This is a genomic window from Klebsiella sp. RHBSTW-00484 (assembly GCF_013705725.1).
In the GTDB taxonomy this organism is placed as follows: Bacteria; Pseudomonadota; Gammaproteobacteria; order Enterobacterales; family Enterobacteriaceae; genus Klebsiella.
This window is the reverse complement of sequence record NZ_CP055481.1, coordinates 92,167-111,955: the sequence shown is the minus strand read 5'-3', so window position 1 is coordinate 111,955 and position 19,789 is coordinate 92,167. Positions and strand designations below refer to the sequence as shown.

Sequence of the window (19,789 nt, the reverse complement as noted above, 5' to 3'; positions counted from 1 at the left end):
TTGCAAGGATTTGTTTAAGAAGGTTCTGTAAAGTCCAGTTTTAACAGTAAAAAAGTGCGTTGGGGTATGTGGTTAATGCAGGAAAGTAGCTATAATGCGCCCCGCCTCCATGTAGCAATCGAGGCGCGGAAGATCGTCATCTCCGGTGAGGTGGCTGGACTTCAAATCCAGTTGGGGCCGCCAGCGGTCCCGGGCAGGTTCAACTCCTGTGATCTTCCGCCAGTTCAGCATTTCTAACCATGTGAACTTATCCAAAAAATCAGCCCTTCGGTTCAATTCCTTTAGCTTTTAGCGCGCTTCTTGCCAACTCTTTAAGCCAGCTTGCAAGACTCACCCCTTCTTCTGCAGCCACAGCATCCAGCTGTTCCTTCAATGCCGGATCAATGCGCATTTTGAACTGCGGTGACTGACCGCCACCCTTTGGCTTTTTTTCGCGCGATATGATTGACATGATGCCACCTAAAAGTTCTTTGTACTGGTCATTAAAAGCGTCAACAACACGCTTCAACTCGTCTGACGCCCGGAAATCTTTACTTTCTGGATGGCAGCTCCCAAATGACTCCGGGTTAATCGTCCGTCTAATGAAATTCATGCTCTTCTGACATACTATGCGAGCCAAAGCAGGTTAACCCGGAGGCTATATGGCAAATGAACAATTAACTTCGTCCCCAACAGGTGAGTTCGTTATGTTTGCCAGCGGTGATGGGAAAATACGAGTTGAATGCCGCTTTGAGTCGGACACAATCTGGTTATCCCAAGCATCAATGGCTGATCTGTACGCTAAAGATGTGCGGACAATTAATGAGCATTTAATCAACATTTTTTCTGAAGGTGAGCTTGCTCAAAACTCAACCATCCGGAAATTCCGGATGGTTCGCCAGGAAGGAAAGCGCCAGGTTTCCAGGGAGATAGAGCACTATAATCTCGAAGCAATACTCTCCGTTGGCTATCGCGTTCGTTCCCCTCGCGGCACGCAGTTCCGCCAGTGGGCAACCCAGACGCTCCAGGAATATCTGATCAAAGGTTTTGTGATGGACGATGAGCGGCTGAAAAATCCGTCCGTTGGTTCATCGGCTGTACCCGACTATTTCGATGCAGTAGCCCTGAGGATTCCGATCCTCACAAACTATCGTGCTCGCATTTCTGCCGGGCGGCGGCTAGCGCCTTGCCCGGCCTACGCGATCCGAGATTATCTGTAGGCCTGTGCAACCCGCAACCACTTTCTCTCTCACTCGCTCCGCAACCCTCTCCGGCTTCTCAGACGAAATCACCCAGCAATCGGCTAATCCACGATACTCCTTAAAACGCTGGCGGAACTTCGCCTCTTCTTTTTCTCTGGCCAGGCCAAAACCGCGCGCCAGCTGGCGTTCAACCACAATGCGCGTGGCAATATCGATATCTTCTGAAGGCAGCAGCAGTATGGAATACCCGGCCTGTCGCACAAGCTGCCGATTGCTGGCAACAATCTCCGGGCAAACATCGGTGGCAAGAAATCCCGAGGACAGCACGACGACCCGTTTTTCATCCGGATTCTCCGCTAACAGGCGAGCGCATAGCGCGGCGTTCTCACGCACATAGCTTTCGTACCCATCACGCTGAATATATTCGCGGATATTTAAAATCTGCTCGCAAAACTGACTATCAAGATCGATAAGCCGATAACCCAACGCCTGTGCCAAAAGCGCCCCAACTGTGCTTTTTCCTACCCCGCCGGGGCCAATCAGAAACAGCGTATTCATCTTTGGTTTCTCGCGTCCTTGTGACGTTGTTATTTCACCAGAATACGGCGAATAACGCGGCAATAGCAGCTGTTTTTTGTGCAACCCCATATCCACAGCCAACGATGTTTGCGTTATTCCGTCCCCCTTTAAGCCTTTACACTAACCAGCGAGTACGGGCTCCCCAAACTCAAGTGAGGCAACAAAAAAATAACGACGTAAAACAGCAAAAATATTCAACCAAATAAAAACTAAATATCTTCTTCTGAATAAAAAGTCATATATGATTCCCCTGGGCAGGGAAAGATATCCATGCTGTAACGCGTTATCACAAGGAGGTTCCACCTGATGGAAAAGGTGCATTTTTTCACACTACGCTTTCGTGGCTTTACGGTCGGTAACAGTCGGGATAGTGGTTATCTGCGCATCACGACTCGCGACAGGTCTTTCTATACCAATACGGCCTGGTTCAAGGAGCCCGCGCTCTTCGACCAGCTCACCCCCGGCGACCTTATCCATATCGGCACCCATCAACTGGCAGACGGCAGCTACTGGATACACTGGGTAACCGATGGCAACCTCGTTCTTGAGCCTGCGGGTTCACGCCCCGCGCTACTCTTGCCTGTGCTGCGGATTTTTGGTGGCATTCCGGCGTTTTTTGTCGTGATGTCCTCTATGTTTTACTCTGAAAACATCATCCTGATAATGGTGCTGTTTCTTGCCGTCACGCTGATGCTTCTTTTTTATGGGCTAGTGGATATCCATGTGATTTGTCTGCGCTTCTCGTCGCGTGTTCGCGAGCTGCTGGCAAAACTTGAGCAGGTAAAACAAGGCGATACGACCTTTTGCGAAGATGCGGGGAAGGTGCTGGTTAATCCGAATATTCCCGCCGAGATGCCGGAGGGTTTCGCCAATCTGGGTCCGCATCTGGAAGTGGTAAAAAATACCGTCACCTCCGTTAATTATGAACAGTGGGACTCGCACATAACAGATAATTCCGGGGCGTGGATACGCTATATTTGCCAGAGAAAATTTCTGGTGATGCACTGGCGTACGGGCGATCCGGTGCTGCGTCGCGAAGTCATAAAAATTATGCCTTTCTTTTATAAAGCGCATATTCCTTTTGTTGCCGAAGGCGATCGTCTTCTGACGGTATTTAACCGTGACGGCGGCACCGTACAAGGGGCATATAATTATCACGATGGCAGCGCGTACCATTTCAATGGCAACTGGTATCGTAGCGATCGCGTTGTCGCCTCGTTCTACAAAATGATGTTTTTTGTCTTCGCACCGATTTTAACATTGTCATTTCTCACGCTTTTTATCGGCTTCTCAATCGCTGATGGAAAGTTTGCCACGATGAACTGGAGGTTCGTTCAGCCCATCGTCAGCGTTATGCTTCTGACGGTTGGGGCAGTTACCGGATTAACCGACCTGGCGATGCAGCTTACCCGCCTGCTATCCACGCGGGTTCAGGCCTCAATCCGGGTGCGCAAGGCATTAAGTTCGTTGCGTGAACAGCAGCAGCGCTCCGATTATATTCAGGAGATTTAAATATGTTTGATACTTTCCCCCGGCGCTGTCTGTTTTTAGCCATCATATTTGCTTTAGGATTGTGGTGGCACTGATCCAGTATAACCCCGGTCACACATCACGTTGACCGGGGCGACACACTCCTCAGTGATAACGGTACTGAACGCCACCAGGATAATAAAGAAAGCGACAAATTCAGCGCTGATTAACAATACGTCCGTAAAGCCATAAACGAACATCGACAGCATAATAAAAAGCAGCAGCAGATTATTACGCCGAACGGCAAGCAGCGCGCCGCCGATATAGAACCCCAAAATCAGCGCCAGTCCAATCACGCCCTGTAGCGAAAAGGTATCGATTATCTCGTTATGCAGATGGACGTTAATGTACATCATCGCGGTTTTATTCTCCGGATGATCCTGCACATAATCGGCGCTCAAGCGTTCGCGGCTCTCCATCGATTGCCCCAACGGTTTATGAACGCCGTTATAAATGCCTACTGTCCACATTGAGAAGCGCGCGCCCAGTGACGTATCGTCATTACCGGTCTGGTAAGTCGAGATTTCATCTACCGTCTGGGTGATTTTCGGTTTGATATGAGCGTTGAAGTTGATGCCCACAATACAGAGAACCACCACCGCCACGCCCAGCATCGGCTTGAGCTGAATCTTTTTGAAATTAAACAGCGTGAGCAGGAAGATCAGCACCGGATACAGCCCCATCGCCGCCCGCGTACCGGTGAAGATAATATTCAGGTACGAGATAAGCATCACCGCAACAGCCAGTATATAGGCCGGTCTTTTGCGCAGCTGAAACAGCGCATAGATAAACGCCAGCGACAGCGTTGAATAGATATAGGCGGCAACCGTAGGCCGATTAATCGCCATCTCAACCCGCGAAATACCCTGCCACTCCTGGATAAAGCCATATACGGTTGCCAGCAACAGACTAATCCCCACAACGATAAGGAAGATTTTCTTCAGGGCGTTGCGGTGAAGATGATGTTTAAAGCTATCCAGATACAGCACCAGGATGCTGCCGAGCAGCAGCTTTTTACCACCGAGAAAGTGATCGTTATAGTGATTGATATGCCCGTGCTTCACCTCGTAAAAGAGAAACCACAGCATCTCCATCGCTCCAACGATCAGCGGCAGCAGGGCGACCTTCAGGCGTATTTTCCCGACGTTTTTCCGCTCCAGAAATAACCCCAACACGCTGGCATATATCGCCAGATAGAAAAAAACACGCTGCTGGGCAGAGTTCAGCAGCAGGAATAATAGCGAAATCGCCGCCAGTATTATCGTTAGCGTATAGATATTACGGTTTATCTTTTCCATAATGCCTGAATAGCCTTTTTCTTATAACTTAATCTCACGTCAGGAGACATAAAAAAACCCGGAGATAAGGTTGATTTTATTTTTTCTTCAACAATGCTGATTTGTTTATGAGTTAACAACTGAGCATGTTTCAGATAAATATCCAACCAATGGCAACATACCAGCCAATGAAATGAAGAGGGAAACTCTCTCTCCATTCTTTTTGTGCAGTTAATTAAATGGCGGATTTTTGTTTTATCCAGCACGCTGGAGAGGCTATTCGCCCGTTTGACGTAGTGATAATGCCCCTCTTTCTGAAACCAGATATTCTGCGAATGCATCAGAAAAGCAGGAAAAACGGCAAAGTCTTCATAGCAGGTCATTGATGGAATCGGCGCGCAGAGGTAAATATCCTTGCGAATAAACTGACCAATTAAATGTGCCTGAAAATCTTTATGAATCAGAAAGCGGCGAATAGCCTCGTGCTGCGGGAGCTTAATCGGCGAAAATCCCGCCCAGTTGCTATTGATAGCGCTGAGGCTGCGGGTTTCAATCAGGTGCGTCAGCAGCAAATCGGGCCGATGCTGTTTAAGAAATACCACCGCATCCCGCAGACTTCTCGGCTTAAGCAGATCGTCACCATCAACCATGGTGATATATTCACCACGGGCCATCTGCACCGCAATATTTCTGACTCTACCGACATTTTTCAGTTGAACTTCTCTTATCTGAACCGAAGAAAACGTCTCTGCATAACGCTCAATAATCTGCTGCGTCTTGTCATAAGAGCTGTCATTAAGCACAATGACTTCAACATCCTTTTCAAAATCAATGGCCTTTTTCACACTTTCCAGCGTCTCAGCAAGCGTTAGCTCACAATTATGCGCTGTAATAATAATGCTCAAAAAGGGCATGGGCACTCCCGTTGAATAGTCTGGCTTTATCGTTTTTGAGGGAAGCGGAGAAATATAGCTTAGAAATAAGCGACCGATTCTATTCTTACTACCAATGATTCAACATAGAAAGGAGTAACAAAGCGTAAAAAGAAGGATAAAAAACCGCGAAAAAACAACAATCATTAATAACAAATTATAAAAGCATGAATATACAACAACATAACAAACCAATACATTCACACCACAAATCAATAAATAAAAATCAATCAGACTCAACAATTTGTTATACTGTAAAGGCGTTTTTTTAAATATTGATTAAGCACTACACCACTTCTATTTATGGGCAATAAAAAAGTCCACAAGCCTTCAGGCAAACAGGTCTTGCGCATTTTCTCATTTGTAATAATGATAGTTATTTCTTTTTATCAGTAACGAAACTCTTTACCAAAAGACACGATTCGTTACTTATTGCAGACCTGATTAAGTTTAAAAATCAGCCCGTACTATACCCTAAATAATTCGAGTGGCAGGAAGGCGGCGACGCAGTGAGTCCCCAGGAGCTTACTGAAGTAAGTGACTGGGGCGAGCGAGGAAAGCCAACGCACATGCAACTTGAAGTATGACGGGTATATATTAATAACTAACTAAATCCCCTCTTGCCGCAGCAGCTCTTTAACCCTTTGAGCTTTCCTCCTCCCATCCCGCTTCAACCAGGCTACGCTTTACTCTACCGCGCAAAAAACGTTCTCCCCCCTCCGTTTTATTCAACTCCGTTACGTAGAAGAGGTTTTGCTATGCAGATCAACGCTATTGGTACGAATTCCGCCAGCCAGCCGCTGGGTGCTATGGCCATCACCCGCCGCGAACCTGGGCCGGACGATGTGCAGATCGCCATTGATTATTGCGGCGTCTGCCACTCCGATTTACACCAGGCGCGCTCCGAATGGGCCGGAACGCTCTACCCCTGCGTGCCGGGCCATGAAATCGTTGGCCGGGTGACCGCCGTGGGCAACCGGGTCTCCGGCTATGCCGTTGGCGATCTGGTGGGCGTCGGCTGCATGGTCGATAGCTGTAAAGCGTGCGAGGAGTGCCAGGACGGGCTAGAAAACTACTGCGATCACATGGTGCTCACCTACAACGGCCCAACGCAGGATACCCCTGGCCACACCCTGGGGGGTTACTCCCAGCAAATCGTCGTTCATCAGCGCTACGTGCTGCGCGTGCGCCATCCTAAAGAGCAGCTGGCCGCCGTCGCACCGCTGCTGTGCGCGGGTATCACCACCTACTCGCCGCTGCGCCACTGGAACGTCGGGCCGGGCAAAAAAGTGGGCGTTGTCGGGATCGGTGGGCTGGGGCATATGGGGATTAAGTTGGCCCACGCCATGGGCGCCCACGTGGTGGCATTCACCACCTCAGAATCCAAGCGTGATACGGCGCGGGAGCTAGGCGCGGATGAGGTCGTAGTGTCGCGCAACGAGGACGAGATGGCGGCGCACGTGAAAAGCTTCGACTTTATTCTCAACACCGTGGCGGCACCGCACAATCTCGATGCCTTTACCACGCTGCTTAAACGCGACGGCACGCTAACCCTGGTGGGCGCGCCCGCCACGCCGCATCCGTCACCGGAAGTGTTTAACCTGATCTTCCGTCGCCGGTCGATTGCCGGGTCGATGATCGGCGGCATTCCTGAAACCCAGGAGATGCTCGATTTTTGCGCCGAGCACGGTATCGTCGCCGATATTGAGCTGATTCGCGGCGATCAGATTAACGAAGCCTGGGAGAGAATGGTCAAAGGCGACGTGAAATACCGCTTCGTGATCGACAGCGCTACTCTCGGCGGTTAAGCGCCACGGCGAAAGGTACGCCGCCACTCCGCCGGGCTAACGCCAAAACGCGATTTAAACTGCTGGCGATAAGTCACGGCGGAGAGATAGCCCACTTCCTCAGCCACCTGTTCAATCGGTAGATCCCCGGCTTCCAGCAGAAGCTGGCTGCGTCGCAGGCGTTCGGCGGAAAGCCAGTCGGCGATGCTCATGCCGGTCGCTTTGGCGAAATGGCGGGTCAGGGTGCGGCGGCTCATTGCCGCCACCTGCGCCAGCGAATCAAGATTATGTGGTTCGCGGATATGCTGCTGGAGATACTCAAGCAGGCCGTTAATCCGCGCGTCGCGGGTGTTTTTCGGCACCGGCTGAGCAATAAACTGCGCCTGCCCGCCCTCGCGGTGCGGCGGGACGATCATCCGCCGGGCAATCTGATTGGCGGCAAGGCTGCCGAAACGCTGGCGGATGATATACAGGCAGCAGTCGAGTGCTGCCGCGGTGCCCGCCGAGGTAATAATGCGCTGGTCATCGACGTACAGGGCGTTGATATCCAGCTGCACCTGCGGAAACAGACGCTGAAAATCCTGCTCGAACTCCCAATGGGTCGCCGCCCGCTTGCCGTCCAGCAGCCCGGCGTAGCCCAGCACAAATGCCCCGAGGCACAGGCCGACGATTTCCGCGCCGTTATTACGCGCTCGCACAAGGCTGTCGAGCAGCGACTGCACAGGACGTTGGTTCACTGCGCCCCAGTAAGGCACCACGACAATATCCGCCTGTTCAAGGGTCGCAAAGTCGCCGCTGGCGTTCAGCGCAAAGCCGTCGCGAGCGGTCAATAGCCCCGGTCGTTCGGCGCAAATATGCAGGTTAAAGCGTTTGGTTTCCGAGACCGTATCGCCAAACAGCATACAGGGCACCGAGTAGTGGAACGGGCTAAACCCGTCCACCGCCACAATCGCCACTTCCGTGAGTTTCATCGCCCGCTCCAGCATTAAAAGACCAACGTTTCCCCATCCTGCGGGATGCTGACCGCATCGGCAATCTGATTGTCGGCCACGTACTGACGCAGCTCATCGCGGCTCAGCAGGCAGTGGTTTACCGCTTCCATATGACTTGCGACAATTTTGGCTTCCGGTAGGGTGAAATGCGCCTTCAGCACATCTTCTTTGCCCATAATGATCGGCCCAAAACCGATAACGTGAGCATATCCGGCATTCAGCACCACCACGTCCGGTTGCAGTCTGACCATATCGGCTTCTACGTCATCGCGCCAGATGGTATCACCCACCAGCCACAGGGTTTTCTCCTGCGGATGACGCAGAACCACGCCGCAGGCTTCGCCCAGACGTTCGGCCATCGCCGCAACCGCATAAGTGCGGTCGCTACCGTGCTGGCCGGAAGTGGTTTTCACCAGGGCAACGTCGGCAAATGCGCTGTCCTCAGAGAGCAGACGAATATCACTGAACCCTTGTCCGCGCAGCAACTGAGCATCGGCCTCATGCTGAACATAGATCGGCAGCGTTTTGGGGATCGCGGCGATCGCCGCCTCGTCCCAGTGATCTTCATGGGTGTGGGTGACGATAATGGCGTCAACATCAACAATCTTTTCAACAGAGAAAGGCAGCGCCACCAACGGGTTGCGCAGCTCGCTGCGCGCGGTTCCGGCAAATCCCGCCCAGGCACCTTTGTCAGAAAGCATGGGGTCAATAAGAAATTTTTGACCAGCATATTCAATAATCTGCGTAGCATTACGGATGTGGGTTATTTTCATGATGCTCATTCCTCTTCGCGGTTATCTGGCGAACATCGTACGTGCCACAAGCCTGGCGCAATATGGGCGTTTGGGCAATGATCGATGGGATTGGGCCAATCTGCGGCGGTTGCCATCCGCCCCTGCCTATGGTGTGCTGAACGCTCAACTTTGAGGAACAGTGGCTACAATGAAAAAGAAACTCACCGCCGCCGATATGCACGATGCCGAGGTTATGGCGGATACTCCGTGGTTCAGCATGCGCAAGGTCGGCATTGATATGGCCCCCGGCGATCGGCGGGATTTTTACTCCATCCACTACCCGCGACCGGCGGTGGGGATTGTGGCTATGCAGGATGACAAAGTGCTGCTAATCCGCCACTACCGTTATCTAATAGACCAGGTGGTGTGGGCCGTTCCTTCGGGCGGCGTTGATGAAGGGGAAGATCCGCGCGAGGCGGCCCTGCGTGAACTACGGGAAGAAACCGGCTGGCAGGCGAAAAATGCCGAAGAAATTATCCGCTATAACCCCTCTTACGGCAGCAGCGACCAGCTGTTTATCACCTGGCTCGCCCGCGATTTAAGCTATGTAGGTATGGATGAAGATCAGGATGAGGTGATGGAAACCGGCTGGTTTACCCTCGAAGAGATTGGCCAGCTGATCGCCCGCGGCGAGATGCCGGACGGACTATCGCTGGTGCCGCTGCTGCATCTGATGGCGCAGCGGCGGACCGGTTTAGCGTAGCGGCTTTAGCATCCGCCAGCGGAACCACAGCTGGGCGACGAGGATCAGCACGCCGCCGATAATCTTCTGCAACGGCAGCTGTTCGCCGTACCACAGCGCGGCGGCAATCACCGTCAACAGAGGCTCAAGCACCATAATAATTGCCGCACTGGCGACCGCTGCGTATTTCTGCCCCTTCATTTGCAGGCCGAAGCGCAGGCTGGTCGCGATGACAATGCTGGCGAGCAGCCAGCCGAAGGTCGGCAGGGTAAACGGCTGATCCCAGGTCTCGACGGCGGCGGAAATCCCCAGTCCGACAATCCCGGTGATGCCAAGCTGCACGGTAGTTAGCGGGATCAGCGGCACCTCGCGGGCGCAGTTGCTGGTGTAGCAAAACCAGATTGATTGCACTAGCGCGGTCAGCAGAAACCAGCCCTGACTGGGGTGAAACTCAATCGGCATATGCAGGCTGAGCAAACCGAGGCCGACAATGGCAATCGGCAGGCATTCCCAGTAGGCCCGCGCCGGACGCGCTTTCATCATCGCCCACGCGGTAAGCGGCACGAACAGCATCGACAGGCTCATAATAAACGCCCCTTCGCCCAGCGACGGAGTTGTCGATACCGAGTAGATCCACAGGCACAGGTTTAACGCAAACCACAGACCGCTGATAATAATGCGCGGCCAGTGCTGCTTGTCGACGCGAAATCCGCGACAGAACGGCAGCAACAGCAGCGCGGCAAAGAAAAAACGCAGGCCGAGGAAGGCGAAAACCGGCATGCCGGCAATCGCTTCACGGGAAAAAATCCATCCGCAGGCGGCGATAACCGTCGCGGCTATTAGCAGCAAATCTGCCTGGCGTTGCCGGGTCATCGCCACTCCTCCTTGTGTGAATGATTACCAGCCGGGAACCGCACCGCCGTTGAAGATGGTCTCTGCCGCCTTCGCCACTTCCGGCGACTGGTAGGACTGCATAAACTCTTTTACGTTTTCCGCGTCTTTGTTGTCTTCGCGGGTCACGATGATGTTCACATATGGCGAGTTTTTGTCTTCGATAAAGATGCCGTCGCGCACCGGCGTTAACCCGGTCTGTTGGAGGTAAGTCGTGCTGATGATCGCCACATCGACTTGCGGGTCGTCAATCACACGCGGTAGCTGCGCCCCTTCCAGCTCCATGATTTTCAGGTTATGTGGGTTGTCGGTGATATCGACCGCCGTCGGCAGCAGGCCGGTGCCCGCCTTGAGCGTAATCAGCTTCTCCTGCTGGAGCAGAAGCAGCGCGCGGCCCAGGTTGGTCGGGTCGTTAGGAATGGCGATGGTCGCGCCGTCTTTCAGCTCGGCGACGGATTTAACTTTGCGCGAATAGCCCGCCATCGGGAAGACGAAGGTATTACCGACCGCCACCAGGCGATAGTTGTGGGCTTTGTTATCCTGGGCGAGGAACGGACGGTGCTGGAAGACGTTAGCGTCCAGATCCCCGGCGTTGGTAGATTCGTTGGGCAGCAGCGAGCCGCTAAAGCCCACCAGCTCAACGTCGAGGCCATATTTCTCTTTGGCGACTTTCCTGGCCACTTCCGCCACATCCTGTTCAGCGCCGTTAATCACGCCAACTTTAATGTGTTTGGCATCGCTGCCCTTCTGGTCGCAGCCTGTCAGCAGCAGGCCCGCCAGCACCACGGCGGCGGCTGTCCGTAAACGCAATTTCATTGTTATTACCCCGTCAGTCCATAGAGAATCGTTATTATTTTTTCGTCTGAAACTATAACGACTTTGGGGTGAGGTTTTAAACGCAAAAACGGCAATCGGAAATAAAATCATCTTCCCCCGGCTCGCGGCGCGATGCGCCTTAGCCGGGCTACCCGATCTCAGGCGGCTGTAAATCCGTAGCCCGGCTAAGCGCAGCGCGAGCCGGGGAGGGGTCGATGTTTACAGCCCCAGCGCACTCAATCCCGGGTGATCGTCCGGGCGACGGCCCTGGGGCCAGTGGAACAGGCGCTCGCTTTCGGCGATCGGCAGGTCGTTGATGCAAGCGTAGCGCGTGTGCATCAGGCCGCGTTCATCAAACTCCCAGTTCTCATTGCCGTAGGAGCGAAACCAGTTGCCGCTGTCATCGTGCCACTCATAGGCAAAGCGCACCGCAATACGATTGTCGCTCCACGCCCACAGTTCCTTAATCAGACGATATTCCTGCTCTTTACGCCATTTTCGCTGCAAAAAGTCGATAATTTGCGTCCTGCCGTGCACAAACTCGCTGCGATTACGCCATTCGCTATCGACGGTGTAGGCCAGCGCGACCTTTCCGGCATCGCGGCTGTTCCAGCCATCTTCGGCGGCCCGCACTTTTTGCGCGGCGCTCTCGCGGGTAAACGGCGGCAGAGGTGGGCGTTGTTCGGTCATCATTATTCTCCTGTATGAATACCCTTCATACTTCAAGTTGCTTATGTGTTGGCTACACTCGTTCACCCCAGTCACATAGTTATCTATGCTCCTGGGGACTCACTCCCTTGCCGCCTTTAAGCAACTCGAATTATTTTGGGTATATAAGCTGTTGCAGGCGCTGGTTCTCCTGCTCCAGATCGTCAATACGCTGTTGCAGCGTCTGGCTATACTCCGCTACCTGCTGGGCGGTGTAGCGCGGGGTAATATGCTGAGGGCAGTTCCAGTCAAAAGCCTGTAAATGAAAGCGAAAAATGCGCTCGATTCTGGCCCGATAGTTCTCCGGCGTGATGCACGCCAGCAGTTGCGGGTCGCTCTCCGCCGCCACAACTTCCACGGTGGCGTAGATTTTCAGCCTGGCACGGCGCGGGTAATCCATCAAAAACAGACACGCCCGGTCGCTACCGCGCAGATTGCCGGTGGTGATGTACTGGCGATTGCCAGAGAAATCCGCCATCGCCAGAGTGGTCTCATCCAGCAGATGCAGGAAACCCACCGGGCCGCCGCGATGCTGAATATAGGGCCAGCCGGTTTGCGAAATCGTCGCCAGGTAGAAGCTATCGCGGGTGGCGATCATCCCCTCTTCGCTGTCGCTGAAGCGCTTGCCTCTACGCGGGCGATGCGGCGACTGCCACATCTCATCGCTACCCATCTCATGCTGAACATCCATCACGTTAGGGGTCATGGCGATATCAAGAAAGTCTGCTGACATAATTCCTCCGAAGGCGATGTGGCATGACTCATCATGGACTGTGTCGACAAAAAAGATAATAGTGGGGATCTGGCAATCATCTTTCCGGAAAACGGGATAATTATGGACCGACTCAGCGCCATGGCGCTGCTGGTGAAAGTGACTGAACTCGGCAGTATGTCGGCAGCGGCGCGGGCACTAAATACGCCTCTGACCACCGTCAGCCGCAATATTGCCGAACTGGAAAATGCGCTCGGCGTGCGCCTGCTCATCCGTACAACCCGCAAGCTAACGCTGACCGACGCCGGAGCCGATTATGTCGCCGCCGCGCGGCGCATTCTTGAAGAGGTGGAGAACGCCGAGCGCCAGGCGGTGGGCGAATATCAGGAACCAAAAGGCGAGCTGACGATCTCCGCGCCTATCATGTTTGGTCGCTTGCACGTTTTACCGGTAATCACGGAATTTTTTGCCCGTTACCCGCAGATTCGCGTCCGTTTACTGCTTAGCGATCGCAACGCCGACCTGGTGGACGAGCATGTTGATTTAGCGGTACGTATCGGTGCCTTGCCGGATAGCGGGATGGTGGCGACCCGCCTTGGTGAGATGCGCATCGTCACCTGTGCGCATCCGGGGTTGCTGGAAAAACACGGCACGCCAGAACGCCCGCGCGATCTGACCATGCTGCCGATGATTCACATTGAGTCGCCGATGCCCTACAGCGGCTGGCGGTTTAATACCACGGAAGCGCAGGACCGGCTGGTCGCGCTCGCTCCGGTGCTTTCGGTGACCACCCCGGAGAGCGCCGCCGACGCCGCCCGACTGGGGGCTGGCGTGGCGCGCCTGCTGCATTACCAGGCTATCGATGGCCTGGTGTGCGGCGAACTGAAGCTGATTTTTCAAACGATGGAGCCGGAACCCGCGCCGGTGCATCTGCTCTCTAACGCCCGAGATCTGGCCCCGCTCAAGCTGCGTAAATTTATCGATTTCGCCGCACCTGCCCTACGTCGGGCGCTGCTGCGTATTGCCGCCACCGCCTAGTGAGCAGTCGTTTTCAGCGGTGCTTCTTTCAGTAGCCAGGAGAGCACAAACGCCACCGCCATAATGCAGGCCGCCATCAGGAACGCCGCGTGGATAGCGGCCCCGAAGGAGTCGAGGTAATCCAGACGAATCTCCGCAGGCAAATTCTGTACCGCCGCCGGATTCAGCGCCCGCGGCAGCTGCGCACCTTCCGGCAGCAGGTGTTGCAGGTTATTTTGCAATACATGAGTGAATACCGCGCCAAACAGCGCCACGCCGATAGAGCCGCCAATCGAGCGGAACAGCGTCACGCCGGAGGTTGCCACACCGTACATTTGCGCAGGCATCGCGTTCTGCACTGCCAGTATCAGCACCTGCATCACCAGTCCCAGACCCGCTCCCAGCACGCTGGTGAACAGATACAGCTGCCACATCGGCGAGTGGATGGTAATGCGCGTCAGCAGCACCATTCCCACCACGCCCAGCAAGGTGCCGATAATCGGAAACACCCGGTACTTACCGGTATGGCTGATAACGCGTCCGCTGATGATCGAGGTCAGCAGTAGCCCACCCATCAGCGGGATCAGCTGTAGCCCCGCCTCGGTCGGCGTCGCCGCTTTTACCACCTGCAAATAGAGCGGCAGAAAGGTCACCGAACCAAACAACGACATCCCAACGACAAAGCCAATCAGGCTGCACAGCAGAAAGCTGCGGTTGCGGAACAATGAGAGCGGAATAATCGGCTCCGCGGCCAGTCGTTCTTCATGAATAAAACCGATAATCCCCACCACGCCAAAGGCCAGAATACACCACAGCTGCGGGTCGCTCCACGCGCGAACGCTGCCACCCTCGGAGGTAAACAGGATGATGCACAGCAGCGCCATGCTGAGGTAAATCGCCCCCAGCCAGTCGATCTGGTGCTGGCTGCGCTTGTTGCTGCTGTGAAAAACCGCGCCGATCACCAGCAGCGCGAACAGGCCCAGCGGCAGGTTGATGTAGAAAATCCAGCGCCAGGAGGCGTGCTGCACCAGGAAGCCGCCGATTAACGGCCCGATCACCGTCGCCAGGCCAAAAACACCACCGAATAACCCCTGATAGCGACCGCGATTAGCAGGCGGGATCACATCGGCTACCGCCGCCATGCTGATCACCATCAGACCACCGCCGCCCAACCCTTGCAGGGCGCGCATCAGCACCAGTTGGGTCATGTTCTGCGCCAGCCCGCACAGGGCGGAACCGGCAAGGAACAGCACGATCGCCACCTGCAGGACAATTTTTCGTCCGAACAGATCGCCAAATTTGCCGTACAGCGGCACCGCGATGGTCGAACTGAGGATATAGGCGGTCACTACCCACGAGAGTTTATCCAGCCCGCCGAGTTCGCCGACGATGGTCGGCAGCGCGGTCGAGACAATAGTCTGGTCCAGCGCTGATAGCAGCATGACCAGCAGTAGAGCGCTGAAGAGCAGGCGGATCGAGGGTACCGCCGGTTGGCTCGCGACTTCAGATGTCATAGCATCACTCGCTTGAAATTAATTAAATATATAATTAATATTTAGGGAAATGATGAATCAGGTCAAGGGATCGCCATACGATGTCAGCACAAAAAGACAATGAAGCTCCACGTCGCCCCGGTCGCCCGCGCGGGCAGAAATCCGGCTCCGCCAACCGCGAACAGTTGATGGATATTGCCCTGGCGCTGTTTGCCCGCCACGGGATCGCGCGAATTTCACTGAACGCCATCGCCAAAGAAGCGGGGGTGACGCCCGCGATGCTGCACTACTATTTCAGCTCGCGGGAGGCGCTGGTGGAAAAGCTGGTCGAAGAGCGCTTTATGCCGCTGCGCAACGACATCGGCCTAATTTTTGTTGAACATAGCGATGAGCCGGTGACCGCTTTTACCCTGCTTATTGAAACTCTGGCGGCGATGGCGGAGAAAAATGCATGGTTCGCACCGCTGTGGATGCAGGAGATCATCGGCGAGATGCCGGTACTGCGTCAGCATATGCACGCGCGTTTTGGCGATGAGAAATACCACAAAATGCTGTCGACGGTGCGCCGCTGGCAGCAGGAGGGCAAACTCAACCCGGCGCTGTCGCCGGAGCTGCTGTTTACCACCTTAATAAGCCTGGTACTGGTGCCGTTTTCCCGTACCCATACCGATGTGCGGTTGCAATCAGTGAACAAGCAGATGATTGTCAGCCACGCGCTGGCACTGATTAGCCACGGGATTGGCGGCTGATTCCCCCCTACAGGTTCACAGCCATCTGCGGGCCGGTAGCCCGCGTCACGAACTGGCGAAGCTTTAAACTGGCTGCTGGTGGCGGCTAAACCGCGATGCCAGCGGCAGCCAGCACAGCAGAATCAGCAAGCCCATCAGCATCATTAACAGGCCCAGGCTGCCCTGACCGGTCTGCGGCATCATTGCCGACAACCACGCCAGCACGCCGGAGCCAATGTTTTGCAGCCCGCCCACCAGCGCCCCGGCGGTTCCGGCGAGGAACGGAAATGGCTCCATCGCGCCGCTGGTTGCCAGCGGGAACAGCATCCCCGCGCCAAAAAAGAACAGCGCGGCAGGTGCCAGCAGGGTCCAGACGGTCATTATGCCCAGCAAGCCCGGGATCCACATCATCACCCCCGCCAGCAGGCAGCAAATCACCGATTGCCACATCAGCGTCGAGAAGCGTTTATTCGGGCGTCCGGCAAACCACGCACCAAAGAACGCCGCCGGGATTGGCAGAATAAACAGAATGCTCACCGACAGGCTGCTCAAGCCCAGCACAGCGCCCATCAGCACGCCGGAACAGGCTTCGAACACAGCAATACCCGCCAGGCCGCCGATCAGCATCAGCAGATAGCAGTTAAACGCGCTGGTGCCGAACAGCGTTTTGTAATTGGTGATAAGCCGGGTACGCGGTGCGCCGGTTGGTCGGGTTTCCGGCATCCAGCGCGCCATGCTGAAGGTCACGCCAGCACAAAGCACCAGCAGGAAGACGTAGCAGGCCCGCCAGTTCCACAGGGTATCGAGAATGCCGCCGATCAGCGGCGCAAGCAGCGGACTGACCAGAATGCCCATATTCAACAGACTGTTAGCGTGCCTGAGCTGTGCGCCTTCATACAGATCGCGCGGCAGGGTTCGCGCCATCACGCCGCCGACTCCGGTGCCCATCCCCTGCATTGCGCTGGCGGCGATCAGCACCGGCAGGCTATGGGTAGTGATGGCAACCAGCGTCGCCAGCATAAAAATAGACATTCCCACGAGGATCACCGGGCGACGACCAACGCGATCGGACAGCGGGCCATAGAAGAGCTGCGATACGCCGTAGGTCAACAGATAAGCGGCCATCACGCTCTGCACCGCGCCCTCACGGACGTTGAGCGATACCGCCATATCAGCAATCGCCGGGATATATATGGTCTGCGCCATCTGGCCGACGGCCACCAGCAGTACCAGCATCAACAACAAATTGAAGTTCTTATGCCGTTTCATGTCGATGAATACTTTGTGAAATATGGAAGATAAAGAATATGTGACTAACACACCCGCAAAACGATGGAGGAATCTACCACATAAAAATGACAGAACAACCCTATGAGGGGGATTACAGGGAGGATTTCAGGTAGGTTTTGTAAACAATAATCGGCAACTAATGTTGCCATGTCTGGGTTAAGACAGCCGTAACAGAATCGCCCCGGCGGCGATACCGCAAGCCGCAACAATGCGCAGTGGAACGAGCTTTTCTTTCAACAGGATAAAAGCGATAACTGCGCCGAACAGAATCGACGTCTCACGTAGCGCGGCGACGACCGCCAGCGGTGCCTGAGTCATCGCCCACAGCGCCAGACCATAAGAGCCCATGGTGCCGACGCCGCCGATCATGCCTTTCTTCCAGTTCTGGCGCAGATAGCGGCTGGCCTGCTGGCGTCGGGCGATCATCGCCCAGCTCAGCAGACAAAAACCGTTCATAAAAAAAGTCCACAGCGTATAGCCCAGCGCGGTTTCTGAAAGCCGCACCCCGGTTCCGTCCACCAGCGTGTAACCGGCAATAAAACAGGCGTTAATCAGCGCCAGTACGATGCCGGTACTTGAACTGGATCGACCGTTAAAGGCCATCGCCAGAATCGCCAGGCAGATGACGCCAATCCCCAGCCACGCCAGCGGCGAGAGATGGTCGCCAAGGAAGATGACGCTGATTATCGCCACCAGCAGCGGCGCGGTACCGCGCATCAGCGGATAGGTCTGGCTCATATCCGAGACCTGGTAGGTTTTCGCCACCAGCACGGTGTATACCACCTGTAACGCACAGGAGACGGCAAGAAACGGCACGCTGGCGAGTGTGGGTTGTGGGGCAAAGGGGAGTAAAACCAGGGCGATTAATGCGGCTGAACCGCTAACGCCGATTGCCGCATACATCTTATCGCCGCTCGCTTTAACGATAGCGTTCCAGCTGGCGTGAAGCAGAGCAGCGAACAGTAAAATACAGAATACGGTAATGGTCATTACGGCCCGGATATGGGGAATAAATCGTCACTGGACTGTAACATGCACATTCCCCGGCAGCCAGCGATGGCTAAAGTGAGCAGAACAGGCGATGCGTGACATGAGGTTCATCGTACACCGGGCGAAATCCCAGATTTTCATAAAACGACCAGGCCGTTGACGGCGCATGAGTGTTGAGAAAATCAAAGCTGGTGCCGGAGTGGGTGATAACCGAGACCAGTAGTTGATGCCCGATCCCCTGCCGGCGGTGGCTTTCACCGATGTATAAATGGCGGATGCGCCCGGCCCGCACCTGCTGGCTAAAAGGGTCGATATTCAGCCCGCAAACGCCGACCAGCTGCCCATGCGCAAAGGCCCCCAGCAGCTTTTCTCCCGGTGCGTCAAAGCGATTTTCCCCACTCTGCCAGTTCTCCGCCAGGCGGCGAAGCATATTCAGATTTTGCGCCTGGCTTTCGGCGCGCAACGCCGTAAAACCTGGGTCGTCCGGGGTTACTGCGGCAATCAACAGCGGTGCCATGGTTTTCTCCATCGGGTTAGCCTGTAGAGGGGCGGTTTCCCGCCCCTCCCAGGTGCGACTTGAACCTGAATCAGCGGAACTGTTTCAGGACTGCATCAAGCAGTTGCAACACAGTAACCATGAGTTTCAGGATCAGAACAACGATATCCACTCCGCCCATACGCGTCTCCTCTGGTTCAGGAGCACGACCGGCTGGCGTACCTTTCCGCCGCCTGTTGCCAGCCAGGGTATACCCGTCATACTTCAGGCGCGGCCTGTCGGCTACAACCTGATTATTCAGGGTATTTGTTGACGTAACACAGTGTGCTCTTCTGGGGTTAAGGCGCTGACGGCACCACCCGTTTCAGCCAGGACTTCATTGCGCCGGTAAAAGTGCGGCCCCCAGATGTCACTCTGCGTACCCCATCAGTATAGAATGATTACTGTATAAATGAACAGTATATTTTGGACAAATCTGCGAGTGCGATCCATACTCTAGATCAGCAAAAACCGTCGTGAAATTGCGCCTTCTTCGTCGATCGCGTATACTTTTGTCGTTGACGTAATACAGTGTATTCGCGGCTACCAACCGCAAAGACACCGTTCAAAAGACCTCGCCGTGCGCGGGGTTTTTTGTTTTATCCCTCCGCAAATTAATGTGATCCTTCACGCAGTTTCTCGTGGTTGAAAATAAATCCGTTGTGAAATGGCAAAAGCTGTGTTTGTATAAATTCATTCACTTTTTCAAGACAACAGGTCCCTAATGAACGCATCCATCCTGACTTCGACTCTACTACTAACCGCGGCTGCCGCGGTGGTCGTCGTGTCTGTGGTGGTCGTCGTCGGCAACGCGCCGTAGGGTCCGGAACAACACGAATTCCAAACCCCGCCGGC

Annotated in this window: 21 protein-coding genes, 1 tRNA gene and 1 pseudogene; 8 read left to right on the top strand and 15 right to left on the bottom strand. The window is 54.6% G+C overall.

The genetic code is table 11. From position 1 onward, the window contains the following. Positions 1–127 precede the first annotated feature (127 nt). Positions 128–222, top strand: a tRNA-Sec gene (locus HV213_RS00525). Positions 223–259: 37 nt separating this feature from the next. On the opposite strand, the gene HV213_RS00520 is transcribed toward HV213_RS00525, so the two are convergent. Continuing rightward, entirely contained in the window at positions 260–451 is a 192-nt protein-coding gene (locus HV213_RS00520; RefSeq protein ID WP_142464181.1) for a toxin-antitoxin system HicB family antitoxin, read from the bottom strand. A 190-nt stretch (positions 452–641) separates the two neighbouring features. Between HV213_RS00520 and HV213_RS00515 the strand changes: the two are divergent. After that, positions 642–1,112: pseudogene (locus HV213_RS00515) on the top strand (virulence RhuM family protein); the annotation flags it as partial. 45 nt (positions 1,113–1,157) lie between these two features. Here the strand turns inward: HV213_RS00515 and HV213_RS00510 are convergent. Then, on the bottom strand, positions 1,158–1,739 hold the full coding sequence (locus tag HV213_RS00510; RefSeq protein WP_181484403.1) for a shikimate kinase: 582 nt from the start codon (positions 1,737–1,739) through the stop codon (positions 1,158–1,160). Positions 1,740–2,066: 327 nt separating this feature from the next. Between HV213_RS00510 and HV213_RS00505 the strand changes: the two genes are divergently transcribed. Further along, a complete protein-coding gene (locus HV213_RS00505) occupies positions 2,067–3,272 on the top strand; it encodes a hypothetical protein (protein ID WP_181484402.1) in 1,206 nt (401 codons plus the stop codon). A gap of 53 nt (positions 3,273–3,325) precedes the next feature. On the opposite strand, the gene HV213_RS00500 is transcribed toward HV213_RS00505, so the two are convergent. Together HV213_RS00500 and HV213_RS00495 are read right to left on the bottom strand one after the other, a co-directional pair. After that, entirely contained in the window at positions 3,326–4,588 is a 1,263-nt protein-coding gene (locus HV213_RS00500; protein ID WP_181484401.1) for an O-antigen ligase family protein, read from the bottom strand. Further along, complete coding sequence (locus HV213_RS00495; RefSeq protein WP_181484400.1) at positions 4,576–5,481, bottom strand: glycosyltransferase family 2 protein; 906 nt, start codon at positions 5,479–5,481, stop codon at positions 4,576–4,578. The genes HV213_RS00500 and HV213_RS00495 overlap by 13 nt, the downstream gene beginning before the upstream one ends. A 776-nt stretch (positions 5,482–6,257) precedes the next feature. On the opposite strand from HV213_RS00495, the gene HV213_RS00490 reads away from it, so the two are divergent. Beyond that, a complete protein-coding gene (locus HV213_RS00490) occupies positions 6,258–7,307 on the top strand; it encodes an NAD(P)-dependent alcohol dehydrogenase (RefSeq protein WP_181484399.1) in 1,050 nt (349 codons plus the stop codon). Here the strand turns inward: HV213_RS00490 and HV213_RS00485 are convergent. Both HV213_RS00485 and HV213_RS00480 read right to left on the bottom strand, forming a co-directional pair. Then, positions 7,304–8,257 carry a GlxA family transcriptional regulator gene (locus tag HV213_RS00485; protein ID WP_181484398.1) on the bottom strand — a complete coding sequence of 318 codons (954 nt, stop codon included), beginning with the start codon at positions 8,255–8,257 and terminating at the stop codon, positions 7,304–7,306. The two genes, HV213_RS00490 and HV213_RS00485, sit on opposite strands and share 4 nt — an antisense overlap. Before the next feature lie 14 nt (positions 8,258–8,271). Next, positions 8,272–9,051 carry an MBL fold metallo-hydrolase gene (locus tag HV213_RS00480; RefSeq protein ID WP_181484397.1) on the bottom strand — a complete coding sequence of 260 codons (780 nt, stop codon included), beginning with the start codon at positions 9,049–9,051 and terminating at the stop codon, positions 8,272–8,274. Positions 9,052–9,220: 169 nt separating this feature from the next. Between HV213_RS00480 and HV213_RS00475 the strand changes: the two genes are divergently transcribed. After that, positions 9,221–9,775 (top strand): NUDIX domain-containing protein, encoded by a 555-nt coding sequence (locus HV213_RS00475; protein WP_181484396.1) that lies wholly within the window; start codon positions 9,221–9,223, stop codon positions 9,773–9,775. Here HV213_RS00475 and HV213_RS00470 read toward each other — a convergent pair. The 4 genes from HV213_RS00470 to HV213_RS00455 all read right to left on the bottom strand — a co-directional run bounded on the left by HV213_RS00470 (position 9,767) and on the right by HV213_RS00455 (position 12,902). Then, entirely contained in the window at positions 9,767–10,627 is an 861-nt protein-coding gene (locus HV213_RS00470; RefSeq protein WP_181484395.1) for a DMT family transporter, read from the bottom strand. The two genes, HV213_RS00475 and HV213_RS00470, sit on opposite strands and share 9 nt — an antisense overlap. Before the next feature lie 24 nt (positions 10,628–10,651). Further along, entirely contained in the window at positions 10,652–11,461 is an 810-nt protein-coding gene (gene nlpA / locus HV213_RS00465) for a lipoprotein NlpA (RefSeq protein ID WP_181484394.1), read from the bottom strand. A 219-nt stretch (positions 11,462–11,680) separates the two neighbouring features. Next, on the bottom strand, positions 11,681–12,151 hold the full coding sequence (locus HV213_RS00460; RefSeq protein ID WP_181486310.1) for a nuclear transport factor 2 family protein: 471 nt from the start codon (positions 12,149–12,151) through the stop codon (positions 11,681–11,683). A 130-nt stretch (positions 12,152–12,281) separates the two neighbouring features. After that, a complete protein-coding gene (locus HV213_RS00455) occupies positions 12,282–12,902 on the bottom strand; it encodes a pyridoxamine 5'-phosphate oxidase family protein (protein ID WP_181484393.1) in 621 nt (206 codons plus the stop codon). A 102-nt stretch (positions 12,903–13,004) separates the two neighbouring features. Between HV213_RS00455 and HV213_RS00450 the strand changes: the two genes are divergently transcribed. Beyond that, positions 13,005–13,919, top strand: coding sequence for a LysR family transcriptional regulator (locus tag HV213_RS00450; protein ID WP_181486309.1), 915 nt, complete (start codon positions 13,005–13,007; stop codon positions 13,917–13,919). Here the strand turns inward: HV213_RS00450 and HV213_RS00445 are convergent. After that, the gene (locus tag HV213_RS00445) at positions 13,916–15,412 is read right to left on the bottom strand and encodes an MDR family MFS transporter (protein ID WP_181484392.1); all 1,497 of its coding nucleotides are present in this window, start codon (positions 15,410–15,412) and stop codon (positions 13,916–13,918) included. The two genes, HV213_RS00450 and HV213_RS00445, sit on opposite strands and share 4 nt — an antisense overlap. An 80-nt stretch (positions 15,413–15,492) precedes the next feature. Between HV213_RS00445 and HV213_RS00440 the strand changes: the two genes are divergently transcribed. Further along, positions 15,493–16,140 carry a TetR/AcrR family transcriptional regulator gene (locus HV213_RS00440; RefSeq protein WP_181484391.1) on the top strand — a complete coding sequence of 216 codons (648 nt, stop codon included), beginning with the start codon at positions 15,493–15,495 and terminating at the stop codon, positions 16,138–16,140. 63 nt (positions 16,141–16,203) lie between these two features. Here the strand turns inward: HV213_RS00440 and emrD are convergent, their stop codons facing one another. The 4 genes from emrD to tisB all read right to left on the bottom strand — a co-directional run bounded on the left by emrD (position 16,204) and on the right by tisB (position 19,076). Beyond that, complete coding sequence (emrD, locus tag HV213_RS00435; RefSeq protein WP_181484390.1) at positions 16,204–17,388, bottom strand: multidrug efflux MFS transporter EmrD; 1,185 nt, start codon at positions 17,386–17,388, stop codon at positions 16,204–16,206. A 177-nt stretch (positions 17,389–17,565) separates the two neighbouring features. Beyond that, positions 17,566–18,399: a DMT family transporter gene (locus tag HV213_RS00430; RefSeq protein WP_181484389.1), complete on the bottom strand. Its 834-nt coding sequence runs from the start codon at positions 18,397–18,399 to the stop codon at positions 17,566–17,568. 70 nt (positions 18,400–18,469) lie between these two features. Continuing rightward, the gene (locus HV213_RS00425) at positions 18,470–18,916 is read right to left on the bottom strand and encodes a GNAT family N-acetyltransferase (protein ID WP_181486308.1); all 447 of its coding nucleotides are present in this window, start codon (positions 18,914–18,916) and stop codon (positions 18,470–18,472) included. 70 nt (positions 18,917–18,986) lie between these two features. Continuing rightward, positions 18,987–19,076, bottom strand: coding sequence for a type I toxin-antitoxin system toxin TisB (tisB, locus tag HV213_RS00420; protein ID WP_181484388.1), 90 nt, complete (start codon positions 19,074–19,076; stop codon positions 18,987–18,989). Positions 19,077–19,658: 582 nt separating this feature from the next. On the opposite strand from tisB, the gene ivbL reads away from it, so the two are divergent. Further along, positions 19,659–19,754: an ilvB operon leader peptide IvbL gene (gene ivbL, locus HV213_RS00415; RefSeq protein WP_181484387.1), complete on the top strand. Its 96-nt coding sequence runs from the start codon at positions 19,659–19,661 to the stop codon at positions 19,752–19,754. The last annotated feature ends 35 nt before the right edge of the window (positions 19,755–19,789 follow it).